At 73.4% G+C, this 20,662-nt stretch carries 22 protein-coding genes; 8 read left to right on the top strand and 14 right to left on the bottom strand.

The window, feature by feature from the left end; all coding sequences use genetic code 11:
- Window positions 1-23 precede the first annotated feature (23 nt).
- Both FGE12_RS18805 and FGE12_RS18800 read right to left on the bottom strand, forming a co-directional pair.
- Window positions 24-1,043 (bottom strand): nucleotidyltransferase family protein, encoded by a 1,020-nt coding sequence (locus FGE12_RS18805; RefSeq protein ID WP_153867860.1) that lies wholly within the window; start codon window positions 1,041-1,043, stop codon window positions 24-26.
- 19 nt (window positions 1,044-1,062) lie between these two features.
- Window positions 1,063-2,100: an aminoglycoside phosphotransferase family protein gene (locus FGE12_RS18800; protein WP_153867859.1), complete on the bottom strand. Its 1,038-nt coding sequence runs from the start codon at window positions 2,098-2,100 to the stop codon at window positions 1,063-1,065.
- A gap of 271 nt (window positions 2,101-2,371) precedes the next feature.
- Here FGE12_RS18800 and FGE12_RS18795 point away from each other — a divergent pair, with 271 nt between their 5' ends.
- Entirely contained in the window at window positions 2,372-3,739 is a 1,368-nt protein-coding gene (locus FGE12_RS18795; protein ID WP_153867858.1) for a pyridoxal-phosphate dependent enzyme, read from the top strand.
- Window positions 3,740-3,888: 149 nt separating this feature from the next.
- Entirely contained in the window at window positions 3,889-5,316 is a 1,428-nt protein-coding gene (locus FGE12_RS18790; RefSeq protein ID WP_153867857.1) for an amidase family protein, read from the top strand.
- A 240-nt stretch (window positions 5,317-5,556) separates the two neighbouring features.
- Here FGE12_RS18790 and FGE12_RS18785 read toward each other — a convergent pair whose 3' ends face one another.
- From FGE12_RS18785 to FGE12_RS18775, 3 genes are all read right to left on the bottom strand, one after another.
- Window positions 5,557-6,732 (bottom strand): hypothetical protein, encoded by a 1,176-nt coding sequence (locus FGE12_RS18785; RefSeq protein ID WP_153867856.1) that lies wholly within the window; start codon window positions 6,730-6,732, stop codon window positions 5,557-5,559.
- A complete protein-coding gene (locus FGE12_RS18780; RefSeq protein ID WP_153867855.1) occupies window positions 6,720-7,133 on the bottom strand; it encodes a hypothetical protein in 414 nt (137 codons plus the stop codon). The genes FGE12_RS18785 and FGE12_RS18780 overlap by 13 nt, the downstream gene beginning before the upstream one ends.
- 73 nt (window positions 7,134-7,206) lie before the next feature.
- On the bottom strand, window positions 7,207-8,052 hold the full coding sequence (locus FGE12_RS18775; RefSeq protein ID WP_228530897.1) for an NAD(P)H-binding protein: 846 nt from the start codon (window positions 8,050-8,052) through the stop codon (window positions 7,207-7,209).
- Window positions 8,053-8,144: 92 nt separating this feature from the next.
- On the opposite strand from FGE12_RS18775, the gene FGE12_RS18770 reads away from it, so the two are divergent.
- Entirely contained in the window at window positions 8,145-9,047 is a 903-nt protein-coding gene (locus FGE12_RS18770) for a LysR family transcriptional regulator (RefSeq protein ID WP_153867853.1), read from the top strand.
- 72 nt (window positions 9,048-9,119) lie between these two features.
- Here FGE12_RS18770 and FGE12_RS18765 read toward each other — a convergent pair whose 3' ends face one another.
- Genes FGE12_RS18765 through FGE12_RS18760 form a run of 3 tightly spaced genes read right to left on the bottom strand, consistent with a single transcriptional unit; the run spans window position 9,120 to window position 10,971 of the window.
- Window positions 9,120-10,262 carry a cystathionine gamma-synthase gene (locus FGE12_RS18765; RefSeq protein WP_153867852.1) on the bottom strand — a complete coding sequence of 381 codons (1,143 nt, stop codon included), beginning with the start codon at window positions 10,260-10,262 and terminating at the stop codon, window positions 9,120-9,122.
- A 13-nt stretch (window positions 10,263-10,275) separates the two neighbouring features.
- On the bottom strand, window positions 10,276-10,422 hold the full coding sequence (locus FGE12_RS30380; protein WP_228530896.1) for a hypothetical protein: 147 nt from the start codon (window positions 10,420-10,422) through the stop codon (window positions 10,276-10,278).
- Between the two features lie 51 nt (window positions 10,423-10,473).
- The gene (locus tag FGE12_RS18760) at window positions 10,474-10,971 is read right to left on the bottom strand and encodes a UdgX family uracil-DNA binding protein (protein WP_228530895.1); all 498 of its coding nucleotides are present in this window, start codon (window positions 10,969-10,971) and stop codon (window positions 10,474-10,476) included.
- Between FGE12_RS18760 and FGE12_RS18755 the strand changes: the two genes are divergently transcribed.
- Window positions 10,970-11,962: a class I SAM-dependent methyltransferase gene (locus FGE12_RS18755; RefSeq protein ID WP_153867851.1), complete on the top strand. Its 993-nt coding sequence runs from the start codon at window positions 10,970-10,972 to the stop codon at window positions 11,960-11,962. The genes FGE12_RS18760 and FGE12_RS18755 overlap by 2 nt on opposite strands.
- Before the next feature lie 12 nt (window positions 11,963-11,974).
- On the opposite strand, the gene FGE12_RS18750 is transcribed toward FGE12_RS18755, so the two are convergent.
- Window positions 11,975-12,445 carry an FxsA family protein gene (locus FGE12_RS18750; RefSeq protein WP_194798043.1) on the bottom strand — a complete coding sequence of 157 codons (471 nt, stop codon included), beginning with the start codon at window positions 12,443-12,445 and terminating at the stop codon, window positions 11,975-11,977.
- A gap of 12 nt (window positions 12,446-12,457) precedes the next feature.
- The gene (locus FGE12_RS18745; protein ID WP_153867850.1) at window positions 12,458-13,165 is read right to left on the bottom strand and encodes a DUF1499 domain-containing protein; all 708 of its coding nucleotides are present in this window, start codon (window positions 13,163-13,165) and stop codon (window positions 12,458-12,460) included.
- A gap of 159 nt (window positions 13,166-13,324) precedes the next feature.
- Here FGE12_RS18745 and FGE12_RS18740 point away from each other — a divergent pair, with 159 nt between their 5' ends.
- Both FGE12_RS18740 and FGE12_RS18735 read left to right on the top strand, forming a co-directional pair.
- Entirely contained in the window at window positions 13,325-14,623 is a 1,299-nt protein-coding gene (locus tag FGE12_RS18740) for a class I SAM-dependent rRNA methyltransferase (protein WP_370459062.1), read from the top strand.
- Between the two features lie 8 nt (window positions 14,624-14,631).
- On the top strand, window positions 14,632-15,123 hold the full coding sequence (locus FGE12_RS18735) for a YkgJ family cysteine cluster protein (RefSeq protein WP_153867849.1): 492 nt from the start codon (window positions 14,632-14,634) through the stop codon (window positions 15,121-15,123).
- An 8-nt stretch (window positions 15,124-15,131) separates the two neighbouring features.
- On the opposite strand, the gene FGE12_RS18730 is transcribed toward FGE12_RS18735, so the two are convergent.
- Both FGE12_RS18730 and FGE12_RS18725 read right to left on the bottom strand, forming a co-directional pair.
- Window positions 15,132-15,698: an FHA domain-containing protein gene (locus FGE12_RS18730; RefSeq protein WP_194798041.1), complete on the bottom strand. Its 567-nt coding sequence runs from the start codon at window positions 15,696-15,698 to the stop codon at window positions 15,132-15,134.
- Window positions 15,699-15,857: 159 nt separating this feature from the next.
- Window positions 15,858-16,661 (bottom strand): methylase, encoded by an 804-nt coding sequence (locus FGE12_RS18725; protein ID WP_153867847.1) that lies wholly within the window; start codon window positions 16,659-16,661, stop codon window positions 15,858-15,860.
- A gap of 286 nt (window positions 16,662-16,947) precedes the next feature.
- Between FGE12_RS18725 and FGE12_RS18720 the strand changes: the two genes are divergently transcribed.
- Both FGE12_RS18720 and FGE12_RS18715 read left to right on the top strand, forming a co-directional pair.
- Window positions 16,948-17,376, top strand: coding sequence for a hypothetical protein (locus FGE12_RS18720; RefSeq protein ID WP_194798040.1), 429 nt, complete (start codon window positions 16,948-16,950; stop codon window positions 17,374-17,376).
- Window positions 17,373-18,896: a hypothetical protein gene (locus FGE12_RS18715; RefSeq protein WP_153867845.1), complete on the top strand. Its 1,524-nt coding sequence runs from the start codon at window positions 17,373-17,375 to the stop codon at window positions 18,894-18,896. The genes FGE12_RS18720 and FGE12_RS18715 overlap by 4 nt, the downstream gene beginning before the upstream one ends.
- Here FGE12_RS18715 and FGE12_RS18710 read toward each other — a convergent pair.
- Both FGE12_RS18710 and FGE12_RS18705 read right to left on the bottom strand, forming a co-directional pair.
- A complete protein-coding gene (locus FGE12_RS18710; protein WP_153867844.1) occupies window positions 18,893-19,597 on the bottom strand; it encodes an NUDIX domain-containing protein in 705 nt (234 codons plus the stop codon). The genes FGE12_RS18715 and FGE12_RS18710 overlap by 4 nt on opposite strands.
- Window positions 19,598-19,653: 56 nt before the next feature.
- Complete coding sequence (locus FGE12_RS18705) at window positions 19,654-20,637, bottom strand: nicotinamidase (RefSeq protein WP_194798039.1); 984 nt, start codon at window positions 20,635-20,637, stop codon at window positions 19,654-19,656.
- Window positions 20,638-20,662: the final 25 nt, after the last annotated feature.

Genomic DNA, 20,662 nt, shown 5'->3' with positions numbered 1-20,662 from the left:
CGGCAGCCTCGCTCCCCAGAGCGCTACGCAGGCACCCGGTGCGGGCCCCAGGCGAGCACCGACTCGAGCTGCTCGCCCGCCGCCACCTCGGTCTCCTCGAACACCGCCGCCCGCGTGAGCCGGGCGCCTGCGCCCACGCGCGCCCCCGCCCCGACGGACACGCCCGCGCCCAGGTGCACCCCGGGCGAGAGCTGCGCGCCCGCGCCCACGTAGGCGGGGCCGCCGCGCTCCACACCCTCGAGCCGCGCGTCCGGCTCGGCCCACACGGGTCCGCTGCCCCGCGCGAGCGGCGAGGCCGCCCCCAGGCCCGAGAGCTCGGCGCGCCCGGAGAGCACGTCCTGCACCGTGGCGAGGTAGCGAGAGGGGGTGCCGAGGTCCGACCAGTACGCGCGCACCTCGTGCCCGCGCAGCGCGAGCCCCGCCTCCATCATCCGCACGTACACCTCGCGGTTGATGTCCTCGGCGCCCTCGGGACGCATGAAGTCGAAGACGCGCGGGCTCATCACGTGCACGCCGGTGAAGTGCCACGGCGTGAGCGGTCCGGCTCCGCCGCCCGGCCCGTGCCCGGCGATGCGGCGCACCCGCCCCGAGGCGTCGCACTCCACCGCGGCGTACGTCTCACCGGCAGGCAGCGGCATGAGCAGCATGGTCGCCGCGGCGCCCGAGGCGCGGTGCGCCGCGAGCACGGGGCGCAGGTCCACCGGGAAGAGGATGTCCCCGTTGAAGACGAAGAAGTCCTCGCCGCCCTCCGCGAGGAAGCTGCGCAGGCCGCGGATGCCGCCGCCGGTGCCCTGGATGACCGGCTCGTGCACCACGTGCAGCGAGAGCCCGAGGCGCGCACACTCCGCGCGCGCCGTGGCCGCCATCACCGCGGGCAGGTGGTGGGTGTTGATGCCCACCGCCGTGACGCCCGCGCGCTGCAGCACGGCCAGGTGGTAGCGGATGAGCGGCGCCCCGAGGAAGGGCAGCGCCGGCTTGGGCCAGCGCTCGGTGAGCGGGCGCAGGCGCGTGCCCAGTCCTGCGCAGAGGATCATCGCCTTCATGGGTGGGGGTCCTTCCGCCTCAGCCGACTTCGGGCACGTACTTCGCGATGAGCTTCTGCAGCCCCGCGAGCTCGGGGCGGCGGCGGAAGCCCTCTTTCACGTAGCGCAGGGAGGCCGGGATGGAGACGAGGAAGCCGGGGTTGCCCTTCACCCGGTTGATGAACTCGAAGCGGCCCGCGTCCTTGAGCTTGCGCTGCACGGTGAGCAGGTCGAAGAAGGCCTTGAAGGGGCCCGGCTCGATGCGCTCGCCGCTCGCCTCGAAGAAGGCCTGGATGTAGCGGTCCAGCATCGTGTCCACGAAGTCGCGGTCCAGCTCCACGTAGCTGTCGCGCAGCAGCGCCACCAGGTCGTACTGGCGGGGGCCCTGCAGCGCATCCTGGAAGTCGATGACCACCAGCTCGCCGTCCTTCACCATGATGTTGCGGCTCTGGTAGTCGCGGTGCGTGAAGCCGCGCGGCGCGGCCGCGAGCTGCTTCGCGATGTCGCGGAAGGTGCGGTCCAGCTCGGCGCGCTCGGCATCCGTGGGCTTCTTGCCGCTCCAGATCTCCAGGCCCCACTCGCGGAAGTGGTGAAGCTCCCAGTCGTAGAGGTCCTCGTCGAAGGCGCGGGTGAAGGCGAGGCACTCGGGGTCCACGTGGCGCTCGGCCTGGGCGCGCAGGCGCGCGAGCAGGTCCACCGCCTGGCCGTAGAGCCGCGCGTTGTTCTTGCCGCCCTCCAGCGCGAGCTCGAAGGTGCGGTCCGAGAGGTCCTCGAGCACCATCATCCCGGCGGGCTCGTCGTAGCGCAGCACGCGCGGCACCCGCACGCCGAGCTTCTCCAGGTAGCGGTGCACGTTGAGGAAGGGCAGCTCCTTGGGCGCCTCGCCCTTGGTGGCCTCCTCGCTCTTCTTCGCGGTGCCGGCGGCCATCACCATCACCACCCAGCTCTCGGGCGCGGTGCCCACGCGGAAGTAGGAGCGGGTGCTGGCCTCCTCCTTGAGCTTGGTCACGGCGGCGTGGGGGACGGGGCGGCCAATGGCCTTGCCCACCTGGTCGCGCAGGGCGGCCTCGAGAGTCATGGGGTGCGGTCTCCGGGAAGTAAAAAAGGGTGCTCCCGAGTATCGCGGCCCCACCTTCCGGGTCTAGCGGGCTGAATGGAGGCCCCCTGCACGCCTGTCTCCCAGTAGGCGGGGGGCCGAGCGCAGCGCCGCACCGGCGCCGGGGCCCGCGCGACGCGGGGCGCCCTCCGGAATCCCACCTTGCCGCCCCCTGTGGCCCTGCGCGGGTGGGAAGCGTATAAAGCCCGGCCGCGTTCCCTTCCCTCTCGAAACCCCTGTCTCAAGAGCCCTCATGCACACCCACGAGAACATCCTCTCCGCCATTGGCCACACGCCGCTCGTCAAGCTCAACAAGATGGTCGGCCCCAACGACGCGACCGTGCTCGTCAAGTGCGAGTTCATGAACCCGGGCGGTTCCATCAAGGACCGCATGGCCAAGTACATCCTCGAGAAGGCCGTGCGCGAGGGGAAGCTCAAGCCCGGCGGCACCATCATCGAGAACACCAGCGGCAACACCGGCATGGGCGTGGCGCTCGCGGCCGCGGTGATGGGCTTCAAGTGCATCTTCACCATGCCGGACAAGATGAGCACCGAGAAGGTGAACCGGCTCAAGGCGATGGGCGCGCAGGTGGTGGTCACGCCGACGAACGTGCCGGCCGAGGACCCGCGCAGCTACTACGAGACGGCGAAGCGGCTGTACCGCGAGACGCCGGGCGCCTTCATGCTCAACCAGTACCACACGCCCGACAACATCGAGGCGCACTACATGGTCACCGGCCCGGAGATCCTCGAGCAGACGGGCGGGAAGATCGACGCCTTCGTCACCGGCCTCGGCACCGGCGGCACCATGAGCGGCGCGGGCAAGTTCCTGAAGGAGAAGATCCCCGGCCTGCGCAACGTGGGCGTGGACCCCGTGGGCAGCGTGTACGAGGGCTACTTCAAGACGGGCAAGCTCTCCGAGCCGCACACCTACAAGGTCGAGGGCATCGGCGAGGACATGCTGTGCGGCGCCATGGACTTCAAGGTCCTGGACGACATCCGCCAGGTGGATGACCGCGTGAGCTTCATCGCGGCGCGCCGCCTCGCGCGCGAGGAGGGCATCTTCGGGGGCGGCTCCACCGGCAGCGCCGTGCACGTGGCGGTGCAGCTGGCCAAGGAGCTGGGCAAGGGCAAGACCATCGTGGTCATCGCCCCGGACTCGGGCAGCAGCTACATCTCCAAGTTCCACTCCGACGAGTGGATGCGCGACAACGGCTTCATGCAGGAGCAGGGCGCCGGCACCGTGCGCGAGCTGCTGAGCGGCCGCAAGGGCGAGGTGATCACCGCCAAGAAGGGCGACCGCGTGGACGCGGTGGTGGAGACCATGCGCAAGCACGGCTTCAGCCAGATGCCGGTGGTCAACGGCGACGGGCGCAGCACCGGCATGATCCACGAGTACGATCTGCTCAACGCGCTGGTGGCCAACAAGGTGCGCTTCGCGGACACCATCGACGCCATCGTGCAGCCGCTGATGGGCGTGGTGAGCCCGGACACCAGCCTCGACCGGCTGCGCGAGATCTTCGCGCAGGACAAGGTCGCGGTGGTGAAGGAGGGCGAGAAGGTGGTGGGCATCGTCACCAAGATCGATCTCATCGACTACCTGCACGGCAAGGCGGCGTAGGACCGTCCCCGGCAGCGCGAAGTAAGCGGGGCTCCGCCGTCCGAAGGTGCGCAAGCGCTGCGCACTTCCGGACCCGCGGGGCCCCGCGTCTTTGCGGGCCCGCCCTTTGTGCGCGCAAAGAGGGGGCCGGGGCCGCTACGATCCCGGACATGAGCGCTCCCCACGCCGCCGCCCCTGGCCCTGCCGCCGACGAGGACCTCGCCTTCGCCGGGGCCGTGGGCCAGCTGCAGGCCCTCGCCGAGGGCCGCGTCACCAGCCGCCAGCTGGTGCACCTGTGCCTCGCGCGCATCGCCCGCTACGACCCCACGCTGCGCGCCTTCCGCGAGGTGTGGGCGGAGCAGGCGCTCGCGGCCGCCGACGCCGCGGACGCCGCGCGCCGTGCGGGCGAGGCGGCGCAGCGGCCGCTGCTGGGCCTGCCGGTGGCCCTCAAGGACGCTGCGGACGTGCAGGGCGTCTCCATCCGCTTCGGCACGCCCTCCCAGCAGCCGCCGAGCGAGAAGGACGCGGAGCTGGTGCGCCGGCTGCGCGCGGCCGGGGCCGTGTTCGTGGGGCTCACCTGCTCGCCCGAGCTCGCGCTCTGGCCCTTCACCGAGTCCCGGGCCACGGGCGCCACGCGCAACCCCTGGGATCCGCTGCGCCAGACGGGAGGCTCCTCGGGGGGCGCGGCCGTGGCCGTGGCCGCGGGGCTGGTGCCGCTCGCGCACGCCTCGGACGGCGGTGGCTCCATCCGCATCCCGGCGGCCGCCTGCGGCCTCGTGGGGCTCAAGCCCACGGTGGGGCGCGTGCCGCTGGGCGACGGCCACGCCGAGCACTGGCACGGCCTCAGCTCGGCGGGCTTCGTCTCGCGCCACGCACGCGACAGCGCCCTCGCGCTGGACGCGGTGCTCGGGGGAAGCGCGATGCAGGACGCGGTGAGCAAGGGTCCGGGCGTGCTGCGCATCGCGCTCTCCGAGAAGGCCCCGCTGCCGGTGCGCCTGCACCCCGAGGTGCGCAGCGCCCTGCACGACACGGGGGCCCGGCTGCGCGAGCTGGGGCACGTGGTGGTGGAGGCGGACCCGGCCTACGGCAACATCGTGCCCGGCTTCATCACGCGCTACCTGCGCGGCTGCGCGGACGACTTCGCGCAGCTCGAGGAGCCGCAGGCGTGCGAGGCGCGCACGCGAGGGATGGCCCGGCTCGGCCGCCGCGTGAGCGATGCCATGCTCCAGCGTGCACGCGCCTCGGGGCGCGCCGCAGCCGAGCGCCTCGCGCAGCTGCCCGCCGGCGCCGACGTGCTGCTGGTGCCCACACTCGCCACGCCGCCGCCGCTGGTGGGCCGCTGGGCAGGCCGGGGCGCGGTGCGCACCATGGTGGGGGTGAGCAGCTACACGCCCTTCACGCCGCCCTGGAACGTCACGGGGCAGCCGGCGGTGTCCGTGCCCGCGGGCTTCACGGCCAACGGCCTGCCGCTCGCGGTGCAGCTGGTGGCGCGCCCCGGTGAGGACGCGCTGCTGCTCGCGCTCGCCGCACAGCTCGAGGCGGCGCGCCGCTCGACCCAGCGGCGGCCGGACCTCGGGCGCCTGCACGCCGTGGGCTAGTGCCCTGCGCTAGGACCTTCAGGCGCCTCCTCCCCTCCTCCGGGCTCGCGGTCCTCGTTCGCGGCCTCTTCGCGCCCGCCCGGCAGCGAGTCTTCGTCGGCGGGGACGCCAGGGGCCAGCAGCAGCCAGAAGAGCAGTTCCATCGGGGTGACCTCGGTCGGGCAGAGCGGCGTTGCCCTCTTCTCCACTGACGAACGAGGTCCCGGCTTTTCGACATCGCCCGCCGAGCACGGCCCCGCGTCAGGGGCTCGCGCTGGCGGCTGGGGCGGGCGTGGTGCCCAGGGTGAGCACGTCCGCGGGCGGCGAGGCGGTGGGGCGCGTGATGAAGAAGATGCCGTGGAAGCCGCGCGGTGGGTGCTGCCCGCCGTGGATGAAGAAGCGGTCGCGGCCGTAGAGCCGGAAGGGCGCCAGCAGTTCGCTCCGGTGCTCGCGGTCGAAACGCCGGTACGCGGCGCCGTAGACGGCTTCGTGGGCGGTGTGCGGCAGGTGGTAGTCCTCGGGGTGGATGCCGCAGGAGAGTGCCCCCTTCTCCCCGAGGCGGCAGGTCCACGCCTGCCCCGCGTCGTAGAGCACGTCCAGCGCACGCACGCGGTAATCCGAGCGCGCGAGCAGCGCGCCCATCGGCACGAGGCCCGGGTCCCACTCGGTGCCGCGCTCGGTGCTCGCATGCGCATTGCCCGTGAGCACCAGGAGCGCCGAGCCCTTCTCCTTCGCCCTGCGCGCGAGCAGGCGCTCGGCCATGGCCTGCTCGTGCGCGTTGCCCTGCAGGGTGAGCGAGTCGAAGGCGAGCAGGGACACCGGCAGGCCCTGGCGGTTGAGCACACGCACGTGTTCGATGAGCTCGAGCACCGCGCGGCTGGTACGGCCGTCCTGCCGCGGACGGTGCCACACCGCGCCCATGAGGAGGGCGCGCTGGTCGTCCGGGCCTCCCTCGCTGCGCAGGTACGCGTCCAGCGCGGGTTGTTCCTGCACCGGGAGCTCCAGGGCGAGCACCACCGGCACCTGCTCGAAGGCGACCTGGCACACGGCGCGGGCCATGAAGCGCGGCACTTCCTGGGTGCCGTGCAATTCGCCGAGCAGCAGGATGCCTCCGGGCTTCGCCATCTCGTCGAGGCCCGGGAGGGTCTCTCCGCAGCGCGCCTCGCGCACGGCGCGCGGGGCCTCGTCCGCGAGGTGTACCGCGAAGGAAGCGGCATGCAGGGCGCCGGCCTCGCGGGTCGCGGCTGCGACGTCGCCCCGCAGGCTCGGGTACAGATGCGCGAGGAGGTCGTTCTCCGCCTCGAGGTCGCGGAAGAAGTTGCGGTCGAAGGTGGGCGTGCCGGGGCCCTCCTCCCCCAGCTCGAGGCGCTCGCGGCTGAGGATCTGGAAGTTGACGGCGTCGTCGCGCGTGAGCTTCGTGAAGTTCACCGTGTCCACGGGGGCCCCGCGGCGCCCGAGTCGACCTGCAGCTCGCCCGGGTTCCCCACCATGCGATGGTGCACGAGCGAGGTGAAGGTCCAGCGGTAGATGCGCACCCGCGCGCTCAGCGTGCCGACCGGCTCAGCCTGCATGTAGTAGCGGGTGAACTGGAAGGTCTCCATCGGCAGGCGCTTCGCCTGCACGTCCGTCACCAGGAGGTAGCGCTCGGAGTCCGGAGAGAGGTCGAAGCCCTGCGCGCGGAAGTACGCCTGCACGCGGGGCCAGAGGGCCTCCACGGGCTCGTCGTAGACGTAGTCTGCGGAACACTTCAGCTTCTGCTCTTTCGCCCGCGCACCCGCGCATCCGACCGCGAGCACGCACGAGAGCAGGAAGACACTCCAGAACGGGAATCGCCGCATGCCCCGACCCTATGCGCCGGCGCGGCGCGCGAGCAAAGCCGGTCCCCCGCCCCGTGCATGGCAGTGGACGCGCTCAGCTCACCGCGGCGGCGGCGGCGCTCCAGGCGCCTGCGGTGGCCGTCTCGCGCGCCCACGCCCGGAAGTCGCGCGGCGCACGGCCCAGCACCTGCTGCACGCCGTCCGCGAGGTCCGCGTTGCGGCCGTCGAGCACCTCGCAGAACAGCTGCGCGAGGAACTCGGCCTCCTCCTGCGGCAGGTAGGGCGCGAGCGAGGCCGCGTAGGCCTCGGGTGTGAGCGGCACGTAACGCACCGGGCGCCCCACCGCCTCCGAGAGCTCCGCTGCGGCCTGCGCGAAGGTGAGCAGCCGCGGTCCCGTGAGCTCGTAGGTCCTCCCCGCGTGCGCGCCGTCCGTCAGCGCCGCCACCGCCACCTCCGCGATGTCCTCGGCGTCGAGGAAGGGCTCCGCGACCTCGCCCGCGGGGAAGGCCAGCTCGCCTGCGCGCACGGCCTCGAGGAGGTGCCCCTCGCTGAAGTTCTGGAAGAACCACGCCGCGCGCAGCACGGTGAAGGCCACACCGCACGTGCGCACGCCCTCCTCGGCCTGGTGCGCCTGCGGCTCGCCCCGGCCCGACAGCAGCACGATGCGCTGCACTCCACCGGCCGCAGCCTGAGCCGCGAAGGCGCGCACCTGCTCCCTCGCCCCGGGCGCCCCGAGGTCTGGCGCGTAAGCGAGGTACACCGCCGTCACGCCCTCCAGGGCCGGGCCCCAGGTCTCGGGCGCCTCCCAGTCGAAGCGGGGCGTGCCCGTGCGCGAGCCCACCCGCACGGGCAGCCCGCGCGCCCGCAGTCGCTCCACCACGCGACGCCCCGTCTTGCCCGTACCGCCCAGCACCAGCGTCATCCCGCTCTTCGTCTCCATGGCCATCTCCCTGACTGCGCTGTGTTCGGGAGAAAGGTGCTCCATGCATTAGCGCATCGCTACGCCCAGGAACGCAGGTTAGCCTTGCACCCATGCAACGCTCCCCCTGCCTGCCCTGGGACGACGTCCGGCTCTTCCTCGCACTGTGCCGCGCGCGCAACCTGGGCGGCGCGGCGAAGGCACTCGGCGTGGATGCCTCCACCGTGTCTCGCCGGCTCGCGGCCCTGGAGGAGGCGCTCGCGGTGACGCTCTTCGATCGCAGCCGCGAGGGCATCACCCCCACCGAGGCCGCCGAGGGGCTCTTGCCCGTGGCCGAGGAGCTGGAGGTGGGGATGGCCCGCTTCGCCAGCGCTGCGGATGCGCTCGAGCGCGAGGTGGCGGGCCTGGTGCGCCTCACCTGCCCGCCGGACCTCGCGGAGCTGCTGGTCGCGCCCCTGGTGAAGGAGCTGCTCGGCCGCCACCCGGCCCTGCGCATCGCGCTCGAGCCGGGCGAGGCGCTGCGCGACCTGAGCCGCCGCGAGGCGGATGTGGCGCTGCGCACGGTGCGCCCGACCCGCGGCGACCTGGTGGTGACGCGCCTCACCGCGGTGCCCTGGGTGCTGGTGGGGGCGCCCGCGCTCGTGAAGCAGTTCGGGGTACTGAAGCGCTGGGAGGACGCGCCCTGGGTGGGCTGGGGCGAGCGCCTCGCGCACCTGGCGCCCGCGCGCTGGCTCGCGGCGCACGCGCGGGGCGTGGAGCCGCGCGTGCAGTCCGAGAGCCTGCGGGTGCAGCTCGCCGCGGTGGCGGCCGGGGTGGGCGTGGCCCTGGTGCCCGAGCCCAGCGTGGCGCACTTCGGCCTCGCGCCGGTGAGGCTCGCGCCCTCGCTGCGTGAGGACGCGGCGCAGTGGCCGGTGGACGAGCTCTTCCTCGTCACGCACCGGGCGCTGCGCGAGGTGCCGCGCGTGCGCGTGCTGTGGGAGCTCCTGCGCGAGCGACTCGGCGACGGCGCGCGCTAGCGACTCCTGAAAACGGCGAGGGCCCCGCGCAACGGCGCGAGGCCCTCGGGTGCAACGGAAGCGCGGAGGAGGCTACGCCGCCTCGAGCGCGTTGTTCAGGTCGTCGACGAGGTCGCGCGCATCCTCGATGCCCACCGAGAGGCGGATGAAGCCGTCGGTGATGCCGAGCCTCTCGCGCGTCTCCTTGGGCACGGAGGCGTGGGTCATGATCGCCGGGTGCTCGATGAGGCTCTCCACGCCGCCGAGGCTCTCGGCGCAGGCGAAGAGCTTGGTGCGCTTGAGGAAGCGGCGCGCGCTCTCCAGGCCGCCCTTGATGTCGAAGGTCACCATGCCGCCGAAGCCGCGCATCTGCTGGCGCGCGAGCGGGTGCTGCGGGTGCGTCTCGAGGCCCGGGTAGGTGACCTTCTGCACCTTGGGGTGCTTGAGCATCGCCTGGGCGACCGCCATCGCGTTCTGCGCGTGGCGCTCCATGCGCACGTGCAGCGTCTTCACGCCGCGCAGCACGAGGAAGCTGTCGAAGGCGCCGGGGACGCCACCCACGGCGTTCTGCAGGAAGTACATGCGCTCGGCCACGTCGTCGCGGCTGGTGCACACGAAGCCGCCCACCACGTCGCTGTGGCCGTTGATGTACTTGGTGGTGGAGTGGGTCACCACGTCGAAGCCGAGGTCCAGCGGGCGCTGGAAGTACGGCGTCATGAAGGTGTTGTCCGCGACCGAGAGGATGTTGCGGCGCTTGGCGACCTCGGCGATGCGCGCCAGGTCGATGAGCTTGAGCATCGGGTTGGTCGGGCTCTCCACCCACACCATGCGCGTCTTCGCGGTGAGTGCGGCCTCGAAGGCCTCGGGCCTGGAGAGGTCCACGAAGGAGAAGTTGAGGCCGTGGCGGCGGAACACCTTGTCGAAGATGCGGAAGGTGCCGCCGTACACGTCGTCGGAGACGATGACGTGGTCACCGGTCTCCAGCGTGTGCATCAGCATGTCCGTGCCCGCGAGGCCGCTCGCGAACGCGGCGCCGTGCTTGGCGCCCTCCAGCGCCGCGAGGCAGTCCTGCAGCGCCTTGCGGGTGGGGTTCTGCGTGCGGCTGTACTCGTAGCCCTTGTGCTCTCCCGGACCGTCCTGCACGTAGGTGGAGGTCAGGTACACCGGCGTCATGATGGCGCCGGTGCTGGGGTCCGGCGCCTGGCCGGCGTGGATCGCGAGGGTGTCGAAGCGCATGGCGGCAGGGCTATCACACTCCCTGCCGCGCGTCCGTCCCCTCCCCGGCGCCGAGCCTCGTGAGCACGTGTGCGACGACGCGCAGGTCCTCCAGGAAGGCGGCGTGGGCCTCGCGCCGCGCGGCCTCGTCCGGGGCGCGCAGGATGGACGAGGGGTGCACCGTGGCGATGACGGCCTGGGCGTAGGCCGAGGGGTTGAGCTCGCCGCGGCTCTAGGTCACGCGGAACTCCTTGCCCAGCAGCGCCTGCGCGGCCGTGGCCCCCAGCGCGACGATGACGTCCGGGGCGAAGACCTGGATCTCCGCCTCCAGCCAGGGCTTGCAGGCCGAGATCTCCCGCCCGTTGGGCTTCTCGTGGATGCGGCGCTTGCCCTGCCCCACCCACTTGAAGTGCTTCACGGTGTTGGTCACGTACACCTGGCGCCGGTCGATGCCCACGCTCTCGAGCGCCTCGTCCAGGAGCTTCCCGCTGGGGCCCACGAAGGGGCGCCCCGCGCGGTCCTCCTGGTCACCGGGCTGCTCGCCCACGAACATCACCCGGGGGCGGGCGGCGGCGCCTCCCCGGGCCGGGCGCTCGCCGAACACCGTCTGGGTGCCCGTCTTCCACAGCGGGCAGGCCTTGCAGCCCGCGGCCGCCTCGCGGAGCTTGTCCAGCGTGGGCGAGTCGGGGATGAGGGGGGCGGCGGTTTCCTGAGGGGGTCTTTTCGGCATGGCTGCACCTGACAGTAAGCACGGCGAGGCGGGGGCTGAGGCGGGCGGCGCGCCCTTCGCCAACCGGCTGCGCAAGAACGCCCGGCACTTGCGCAAGTGGGCGAAGGCGCGCGGGCTCACGGCCTTCCGCGTCTATGACCGCGACATGCCGGAGTACCCCTACGCGGTGGACGTGTACGGCGAGTGCGTGCACGTGGCGGAGTTCCCCAGCCGCAAGGTGCTCAAGAGCGGCGCGCTCGCCGAGCTGCGCACGGGCGTGCTCGCGGCGATCCAGGAGGTGCTGGAGGTGCCCCCCGAGCGCGTCTTCGCCAAGACGCACCTGCCCCAGGCATGGGGCCGCACGCAGTACGGGCGGGCAGGCGAAGGGCACGCCCGCTTCCCCGTGGAGGAGCAGGGGCTGCGCTTCTGGGTGAACCTGGGCGACTTCCTGGACACCGGGCTCTTCATGGACCACCGCCTCACCCGGGCGCGCGTGCGCGAGGAGGCGCGCGGGAAGCACTTCCTCAACCTCTTCGCCTACACGGGGGCCTTCACCGTGTACGCAGCGGCCGGGGGTGCCGCGAGCACGACCACGGTGGACCTGAGCGAGCAGTACCTCGACTGGGCCGAGGACAACCTGGACCTCAACGGGCTCGCGGACGCGCGCCACACCCTGATTCGCGGAGACGTGCTCGCGTGGACGGCGGCCGCGGCGGACGAGCCCGAGCGCTACGACCTCATCGTCTGCGACCCGCCCAGCTTCTCCACGTCCAAGCGCATGGACCGCAGCTTCAACGTGCAGCGCGACCAGGTGCGGCTCGTGGCCGGCGTGCGGGCGCTGCTCGCGCCGGGCGGAGTGCTCTACTTCTCCACCAACTTCACCGGCTTCGAGCTGGACCCGCGCACCTTCGCCGGGATGCAGCAGGTGGAGGAGCTCACCCCGGGAAGCATCCCCGAGGACTTCCAGCGCAAGGAGATCCACCGCTGCTGGCGCGTCGTCGCTTCGACCTGAGGCGAAGCCGCGTCACTCCTCGCTGAACTCGGCATCCTCCTCGCCCCGCAGCGTCCGCCGCTCCACCCGCTGCGGCGCCGCGGGCCCCTGCGCCCCCCACACGCCCACGTGCAGCCCGCCCGAGCGCATCTGACGCTCCGCCCCGCGCCGCAGCCGCCGCGCGACGAAGCGGCGCACGGGAGGCAGCAGCAGCGCGAGGCCCAGCGCATCCGTCAGCAGCCCGGGCACGGCGATGAGCGCGCCACTCACCACGACGAGCCCCGAGCGCAGCACGGCCTCGTCCGGAAGCTGCCCGCCTGCGAGCCCCGACTGCACCTGCCGCAGCACGCGCGCGCCCTGGCGGCGCATCAGCAGCGAGCCGAGCACGGCGCCTACGATCAGCACCCCCAGCGTGGGCACGAGCCCCACGCGCGCGCCGAGGTGCACGAGCAGGTAAAGCTCGACGAAGGGCAGCAGCAGGACGAAGAGGAGCAGTTTTCCCACGGTCTCCTGCTCCTAACGTGTCCCTGAGCCCTGCGCCGCACTTCCCCCGAGCTGCCCGAGGAAGTCGCGGATGCGCGCGGCATTCACGCCGAGGTCCCCCTTCCCGTCGCGCGAGCGCGAGCGCATGTCCACCCGGGCGCCCTGCCCTTCGGCGCGCACGCGGATGGCGAAGTCGTCGCGGAAGCGGAAGAGGCGGCTCTCGGCGTAGCCCTCGCACACGCGCGCCTGCGGGTCGCAGGAGACCACGGTCCAGCCGGGCTGGCGGCGTGCGAGTGCCTCCACGCGCGCGAGGACCGCATCTGCAGGCTCGGGGAGCACGAGCGGCCGCAGGTCCGCGTACGAGTCGCGCACGAAGTGCACGAAGTCGGGCGGATACGCGAGGCTGCGCCCGGAGGGCTCGGCGCGCGTGAGGGCCGGCGGGGACTCGAGGTCCGTGCTCACGTCGTTGATGGGCGGGATGCGGCCCGCCGCGAACGCGGGCAGCAGCACCACCAGGAGGCACAGCATGCCCAGCCCGATGGCCAGCGCGCCTTGACGCGCCCGCCTCCGGAGCACACTGACCACCCCCGCCACCATGGCGAGCAGCCCCAGCGCGGCAGCGGCCCCGAAGCTCATCAGGCCCTGCAGCGGCCGGACGACGCCGAAGTGCGCGAGCAGTGGCCCGAGCACGAGCGCGGCGACGGCGAGCAGGGCGACCCAGACGGACGCGGACTTGAACATGGGCGCGAGGCTCGTCCGAGCTGCCGCGGAAAGCCAGCGCGCTGCACCGCTTCGGCCCCCTCGCCCGACGAGCAGGGGCTCGTCCCGCCCGCCCTGACTGGGATGCCCCCTCCGCGCGCCGGGAGGCCAGCCGCGGCACTTTGCTGTATAGGTGCCCCGGTGAAGCCCTCTGCTCCGAAGCACTCCGCCCCCCGGGCCCCGCGCCCGGGCGCCGCCGCTGGCCGTCCCCCGCCCCGCCACCACCGCCCCGAGAAGGTGGCCCCCGACCGCACCAGCCCCAAGCTGGGGCCGGACGGCCTGCCCGAGGTGAGCCTCGTTCGCCGGGGCGTGGAGCGCTGGCAGGCGGGCCACCCGTGGATCTACCGCGCGGACCTCAACGGCGACCCGGCGCTCGCAGGCGGCGAGGTGGTGCGCGTGATGGACGCGCGCGGCTGGTTCCTGGGCAAGGCCTTCTACTCGAAGCAGTCCAAGATCTCCCTGAAGTGGCTCAGCTACGAGGACGTCGCGGTGGACACCGACTTCTTCCGCGAGCGCCTCCGGCTTGCGGACGCGATGCGCAAGCGCGCCCTGCCCGGCGAGGTCACCTACCGCGTGGTCCACGGCGAGGCAGACCTGCTGCCGGGCCTGGTGGTGGACCGCTACGGCGAGTTCCTCACCGCGCAGTTCCTCAACCCGGGCACCGAGCGGCTCAAGGGCATGTTCACGGAGCTGCTGAGGGAGCACTTCCGCCCGCGCGGCATCGTGAACCGCTCGGACGTGGGCGTGCGCGCGCTGGAGGGGTTGCCGCAGGAGAAGGGCATCCTGCACGGCGAGGTCCCCGACACCGTCCCCTACGACGAGGGGCTGGTGCGCATGCGCGCGGACCTCCTCCAGGGCCAGAAGACCGGCGCCTTCCTCGACCAGCGCGAGAACCACGTGATGGCGAGCCAGTACGCCTTCGGCGAGGCGCTGGACTGCTTCTCCTACGTCGGCGGCTTCGCGCTGCAGCTCGCCACGCGCGCGACGAAGGTCACGGCGGTGGAGATCTCGGAGCTCGCCGCGGGCACGCTGCGGCAGAACGCGGCGGCCAACAAGCTGGACAACGTGGAGGTCGTGGTGGCCAACGCGTTCGACTTCCTGCGCGACGCGGTGGACGAGGGCCGGCGCTTCGACACCATCGTGCTCGACCCGCCCTCCTTCGCGAAGAACAAGGACGCGATCGAGGCGGCGACCCGCGGCTACAAGGAGATCAACCTGCGCGCGATGCAGCTCTTGCGCCCCGGGGGCATCCTCATCAGCGCGAGCTGCACCTACCACATCGACGAGCAGGCCTTCGAGGACATGCTCGCCTCGGCCGCGGCGGACGCGAAGCGGCGCGTGCAGATCATCGAAAAGCGCGGCGCGGGCAAGGATCACCCCGTGCTGCTCAGCCTGCGCGAGACGCGCTACCTCAAGTGCTTCGTGCTGCGGGTGCTCTAGGGCAGGCCATGCAGGACTGGGACGAGGACGACGTGCCCGAGGCGGCTCCCGCGAAGGCGGGAGGCCGCGAGGAGCAGGCCGCCCTGCAGGAGCTGCGAGCGGTGTACCGCCACGCGGACGCCGCCTACGCCCCCTTCTCCTGCAGCGCGAGCGGCGAGTGCTGCCAGCTCGCGGTGACGAAGCGCCAGCCCTGGCTGTGGCTGCCCGAGTGGCGGCTCTTGCGCAGCCGCCATCCCCTGCCTCCGCCCCGCGCCGACGGCGGCTGTCCCTACCTGGATGCGGCCGGCAAGCGCTGCACCGTGTACGCGGACCGCCCCTTCGGCTGCCGCACCTTCTTCTGCGCGCGCATCCGCGGGCCCGCCCAGCAGCCGAAGGAGGCCGTCATCGCGCTCTCGCGCCGCATCGAGTTCATCTCCGAGCGGCTCGACCCCGGCCTCACCGCGCCGCGCGAGCTGCTGGACTGGCACGCGGAGGCGCTGCGAGAGCAGGACGGGGACTGAAGGCCCCTTCAGCGCCCGGCGAGCGCCCGGTGCAGCTCCGCGCTGCTGAGCACCGTGCACACCACGCCGCCCAGCTTCACCACGGTGTGGCTCTGCAGGGTCGCGCCATCGCCCGCGGGCGCGAGCGGGACTCCGTCCACGGAGGTGCCGTTGGTGCTCTTCGCGTCCACGAGGCTCCAGCGCCCGTCGCGGCAGGTGGCGCGCGCGTGCACCTTGGACACGGACGTGTGGCGCAGCACCACGTCGTTGTTGGTGGCCCGCCCGATGATGATGCGGTCCTTCCACGGGTTCTTCGGGTTCTTGCGCAGCGGGTAGAAGCCGAAGCCATCCGGGCGCTGCGCGATGCGCTGCAGCAGGCCGGTGCTGCCGATCTTCAAGTCCTCCTCGGAGAGGAAGGTGGTGGCGAAGCTGGGCTCCGGCAGCGACTCGGCGCTCAGGTCGCGCACCAGCCACGGGTAGGGATGCGCGCCCTCGAAGGCCGCGAGGGCGCTGCCCTGGCACTCGGCGCGAAGGGCCTGCCCGGTGACCATGAAGGCCTCGGGCGAGTCGTTGAGCTCCGGCTGGTCCGACGGCATCGACGCTGTCTCCCGCGAAGGCGCTCGCGTGGCCCCTGTGTCCGCCGCGCACGCGGGACAGGGACTGCGGCGCATGAACGAATCCAGAGGGGGCGTCGAGCATCGCACAGCTACCCGGTGCGCACCCACTCCCCACGCCGGTGTCCCGCAGGACCCGCTCTAGAGGGGAACGCCCCCCGCCGGCTGCCAGCGCAGGTAGCCGCCATCCAGCAGCCAGGCGTCCGTGGCTACGCCCTCCACGCGCTCGGCGAGCCGCAGCGCGGACGCGCGGAAGGCCTGCGGCGGAGCCAGCCCCGCGCGAACGCCCTGCCAGGCCTCGGTCCACGCGCCGAGGAAGGCGTGGATGGGCTCGCCCGGGCGCACGCGGCGGCGCAGGTCGCGCGGCAGCCAGTCGCGAAAGAGCATGGGCGCGAAGCCGTGGGTGAAGTCGGTGTGCAGCAGCAGCGCCTCGCGCCGCAGGGCGCCCCCCTCGCGCCGCAGCAGGTGCACGCCGGTGATGCTGCCGGTCGGATCCGCGCTGCCCTCCACCAGGAGCCCGCCCTCGAGCAGCGCCTCACCGAGCAGGCGATGCGCCTCGGGCACGTGCTCCGCGGGATAGCTGCGCAGCACGTTGAGCGCGCGCACCAGGCGCGCGCGCTCCCCCGGCGCGAGCGGCAGCGCGAAGCCCCCCTGGCGGAACTCGGTGAGGGGCGCTGCATGGGCTGCGTGCGCTGCCTCGGCGCGCGCCGCTTCCAGCTCCACGCCCACCACGCGCAGGGCGGGCTGCAGCCGCCGGAAGGCGCGCGCGCTCTCCAGCGTGGTCCACGGGTGCTCCCCGAAGCCCAGGTCCACGAAGGGCGCTGAGGCCCACGCGCCCTCGGTGCGCGTGAGCAGCGCGGACTCGCAGTGCACGACGTACGCGTCCAGCGCGCGCAGCCGCTCGCTCGAGGTACGTCCGCGCGTCTTGCGGTCCAGACCGTCCATCGCCCGGGCCACCCTTCGTCCAGCGCGCCTGCCGGGTCAAGCGCCTCGGAGCGGCCGCCGCACGGGCCTCCCGCGCGCGCGATGGGACCTTCGTTTGAGTACAAACCTCTCACCCGGGCGCACACCAGACGCAGCGCAGTTGCAACTTTGCCGCGCACGAGGATGGAGCGCGGTGCGCACGCGCGAGAAGCAGGGCGTGCCCTCGACCGCGTCCGCTCGCATCAGTGAAGATGCAGGCGTGCGGAGCGCCTGCGCGCTGCCCGCTACCTCTGGAGTCGCCTTGAGAATGCTGCGCTCGCGCCCCCGCCTCCTGCTGCTCGGGGTGGCCCCCCTGCTGCTGCTCGCCACCGCTGGCTGCCCGGGCCGGCTCGAGGACCCCGAGCGCTTCGGCGGCGACGCGGTGGGCACCTGCACGCTGGACGTGGAGAAGACGCTGCTGCCCACCTCCTGCGGCGGCGGCGGCTGCCACGGCGCGAGCAAGCCCGCCGCGAACCTGGACCTCGAGTCGCAGGGCGTGGGGCGGCGGCTGGTGGGCGTACCCAGCGCCTGCGGAGGCAAGCCGCTGGTGAGCGCGGGCACGAGCTACTTCCTGGAGAAGCTGGAGCCGGATCCGGAGTGCGGTGCGCAGATGCCCGTGGGTGCAGAGCTCAGCGCCTACGAGCGCGGCTGTCTCGCGCAGTACGTGCAGGGCCTGCTGGACGGGGGCACGCAGTGAGGGCGCGCACGAAGCCCCTGCTCGCGGCGCTGCTCGCGTGCGGCGCGGTGCTGCTCGGCGCGATCCCCGCGCGCGCCGGGACGCCGCAGACGATGGTGCTGGACGTGAAGGGTCCCGGCGCGGCCGCGCTGCGCTCGGGCCTCGAGCGCACCCTGGGCCCGGACGCCATCCCGGTGCGCAGCGCGGCCCTGCGCACGCAGCCTCCCGCGCCAGCCGTGCGCGCGGCGGCGCGCAAGCACCACGCCACGGCGGTGCTCGTCGCGCGCGCCGAGCGCAGCGGGGGCGGCAGGTTCGAGGTGAGCGTGCGCGTGTTCCGCGGCAGCAGCGGTGCGCCGCTCGAGTTCCTGCGCTGGAGGGTGCGCTCGGAGCGTGCGCTGTCCGAGGTGCCCGCGGTGGAGGCCGCGCAGCTGCGCGAAGCGCTCGCGACGCTCACCCGTCCGGGCACCCCGCGAAGGGCCGTGGCAGCACCCGGGTCCGGGGCCGGCGCCGAGTCCCGCAGCGATGCCCTCCGCCCGCTGCAGGGCGCCGAGCCCCGCGTCGAGCCACGACAGGATGCACCGCGTGCAGTCGCGGCGCTGGAGCCCGCGGCGAGCGCCGACCCGCCGCCACGCGCCGCGTCCGCCGCGGCGCTCCCACGCGAGGCGCCCTCTGCTTCCCGCCCTGCGGCGCCCGTGCGCGAGCAGCCCCGCGCCGCCGCCGCACGCATCGAGTCCCCTGCACCGCAGGCCCGCGTGGCCTCCTCCCCAGCGGCACGCGCGGCGGCGCCCGAGGCCGAGCCCGCAGCGAGTGCGGACACGGGCCCCGCGCCGGTGCTCGCGCGCTTCACCGTGGGCGGGCGCGTGCTCTCGCGACGCCTGCAGTACACGGACGACCTGCGCAGCGCGCTGCCCACCTACCGGCTCCTCGGAGGCCCGGCGGTGGCGCTCGGCGTGGAGTGGTACCCGGGGCTGATGCTCACGCACGGCTTCTGGACGCACGTCGGCGTGACGGCGTCCGCGGAGATCCTGGTGGCGGTGAGCTCGACGATGCCGGACGGGCAGCGCTACGGCACGGACTCGGACGCGTACCGCGGCGGGCTCACGCTGCGCCTGCCGCTAGGGCGCGGGGAGCTGGGCACCTCGGCCACCTTCGGTACCCAGGTGTTCGCGTTCCGGCAGCCCACGCGCGGCGGCACGGAGCTCCTGGTGCCCTCGGTGCGCTACCGCAGCGCGCGCGCCGGGCTCTTCGGGCGCATCCCGGTCGCCGAGCGGCTCACGCTGGTGCTCGACGCGGGCGTGCACAAGGTCTGGGAGACGGGCGACCTGCGCGACGCCTTCTTCCCGCACAACGTGGTGGGCGCGGTGGACGGGGCGCTCGCGGGCGAGTGGCACCTGGGCGAGGCATGGCGGCTGAAGGTGGGCGCCGAGTACCGGCGCTACTACTACGCGATGCACCCGGAGCCCGGAGACCGCTTCATCGTCGGCGGCGCGCTGGACGAGTACCTCGCGGGCACCGTGGCCCTGGGCTTCGAGCTGCGCTAGCGGCCCTTGCGGAAGCGGTAGAGGCTCGCCGGCTTGCTCGCGGTGCGCCGCACGCCGGGGGCGCGCTCGAGGATGCGGTCCTCGAGCAGGCGCTGCACGCGGCGGCGGAAGTTGCCCGCGTCCTGCGGCGCGCCCTTCACCGCGGCGAAGACGGCGCGCAGCTCGGGCACGGTGAAGGTGCGCGGCACCAGGGCGAAGGCCACGTCGGAGGTGTCCACCCGCTCGCGGATGCGCGCGAGCGCCACCTCCAGGATGTGCCCGTGGTCGAAGGCGAGCGCCCCCTCCCCCAGGGACGCGACCTGCGCCCACTCGGCCGCGGCCGCATCGCCCCCGGCGTGCACGCGGCCCGCGAGGTCGGGGCGCACCAGCGCCGCGTAGGCCACGGTGACCACGCGCATGCGCGGGTCGCGGTGCGCCTTGCCGAAGGCGCCCACCTGCTCGAGCCACACGTCCCGGGGCGAGAGCCCCGTCTCCTCCACCAGCTCGCGCTCGGCCGCGGCCTCCAGGTCCTCGCCCTGGTCCTGCACGCCGTCCGCCACGCGCAGGAAGCCCCCGGGCAAGGCCCAGCGCCCCGCGAAGGGCGCCTCGGCGCGGCGCACCAGCAGCACGTGCAGGCTGCCCTCGAGCAGCGTGAGGATGACCAGGTCCACGGCCACCGCGGGGCGCGCGTAGGCCTCCAGCGCCTCGCGCGCGCGCGCCACGCCCTGCGCGGCGCTGCTCGCGCCCGGCACCGGTAAAGGCGGGGACGGACGGCGGCTCACGCGTCCAGCGGGTCGCTGGTGCGCACCACCCGCATGCCCGCCCTCCGGAAGTCCTGCATCGCGGCCTCGGCCACGCGCGGGAAGTCGAGCCCCGGTGGCAGCGGATCCAGCGGCGGCGCCGGCACCGGGCTCATCGCGTCCTCGAGGATGTGGATGCGCGCGAGCTTCTCCGGGTCGCGCACCTCGAGCGTGCGCTGCAGGTCCCTCAGCGTGGACAGCACGCAGTGGCTCTTGGCCTGGCCGAAGACGTAGATGCGGTCGAAGGAGAGCAGGTGCTCGAGCAGCGACTCGTTGAAGGCGCCGACCTTCTCTCCGGCCACCTCCGTCACCTCGGGGCTGAGCACCGAGTAGTTCTCGGTGAGCGCGTGCTCGCCCTTGATGTCGAAGCGCGTGGGCACGTCGCGCACCAGGGCGTGGAAGAGGCTGGCCTCCATCACCGCGGGCACCAGCGCGTGGCTCAGGCCCCCGAGCAGCGTGTGGTAGGGCCAGATGGTGAGCACGTAGCGGCCGCTCGCCTCCAGGCGCTCGCAGTACGCGAGGCTCGCCTCGGGCTGCCGCGTCGCGCGCCAGCGCCCCGCGCGCACGTCCGCGGCGAGGATGGGGGTGAGGGGCGGGGGGGCGTTACCCGCCGCGTCCTGCCACCACGCGGGGTGGAAGATCTGGAAGACGCGGTGCGTGTCCAGCGAGAAGGCCAGGCCCGTGATGCGCCCGAGGTGGCGGTAGAGCCAGCCCAGCGCGCACTGCGTGTCCTCCACCGCGCCGGGCACGAAGAGGCTCGCGCCCGGCGTGCAGAAGCCCACCTGCACGTCGATGCCGAAGGCGACGATGCGCTCCCTGTCCGCGTGCGCGGGCCTCACGCCGTGGCGGGCGCGGTAGGCGTGCGCGGCCTCGGCCACGCGGGCGCCGCGCTCGAGGAAGAGCGCGCCCACCTGGGAGGGATCGTAGAAGTCGGGAGGGGGAAGCGGCGGGGTCGCGGACACGGGCACAGACCTCCGGGCGCGTGCG

Source organism: Aggregicoccus sp. 17bor-14 (assembly GCF_009659535.1).
Taxonomy (GTDB): domain Bacteria; phylum Myxococcota; class Myxococcia; order Myxococcales; family Myxococcaceae; genus Aggregicoccus.
Note: the sequence above shows the minus strand (reverse complement) of the source record. Positions and strands in the feature narration are given on the sequence as shown.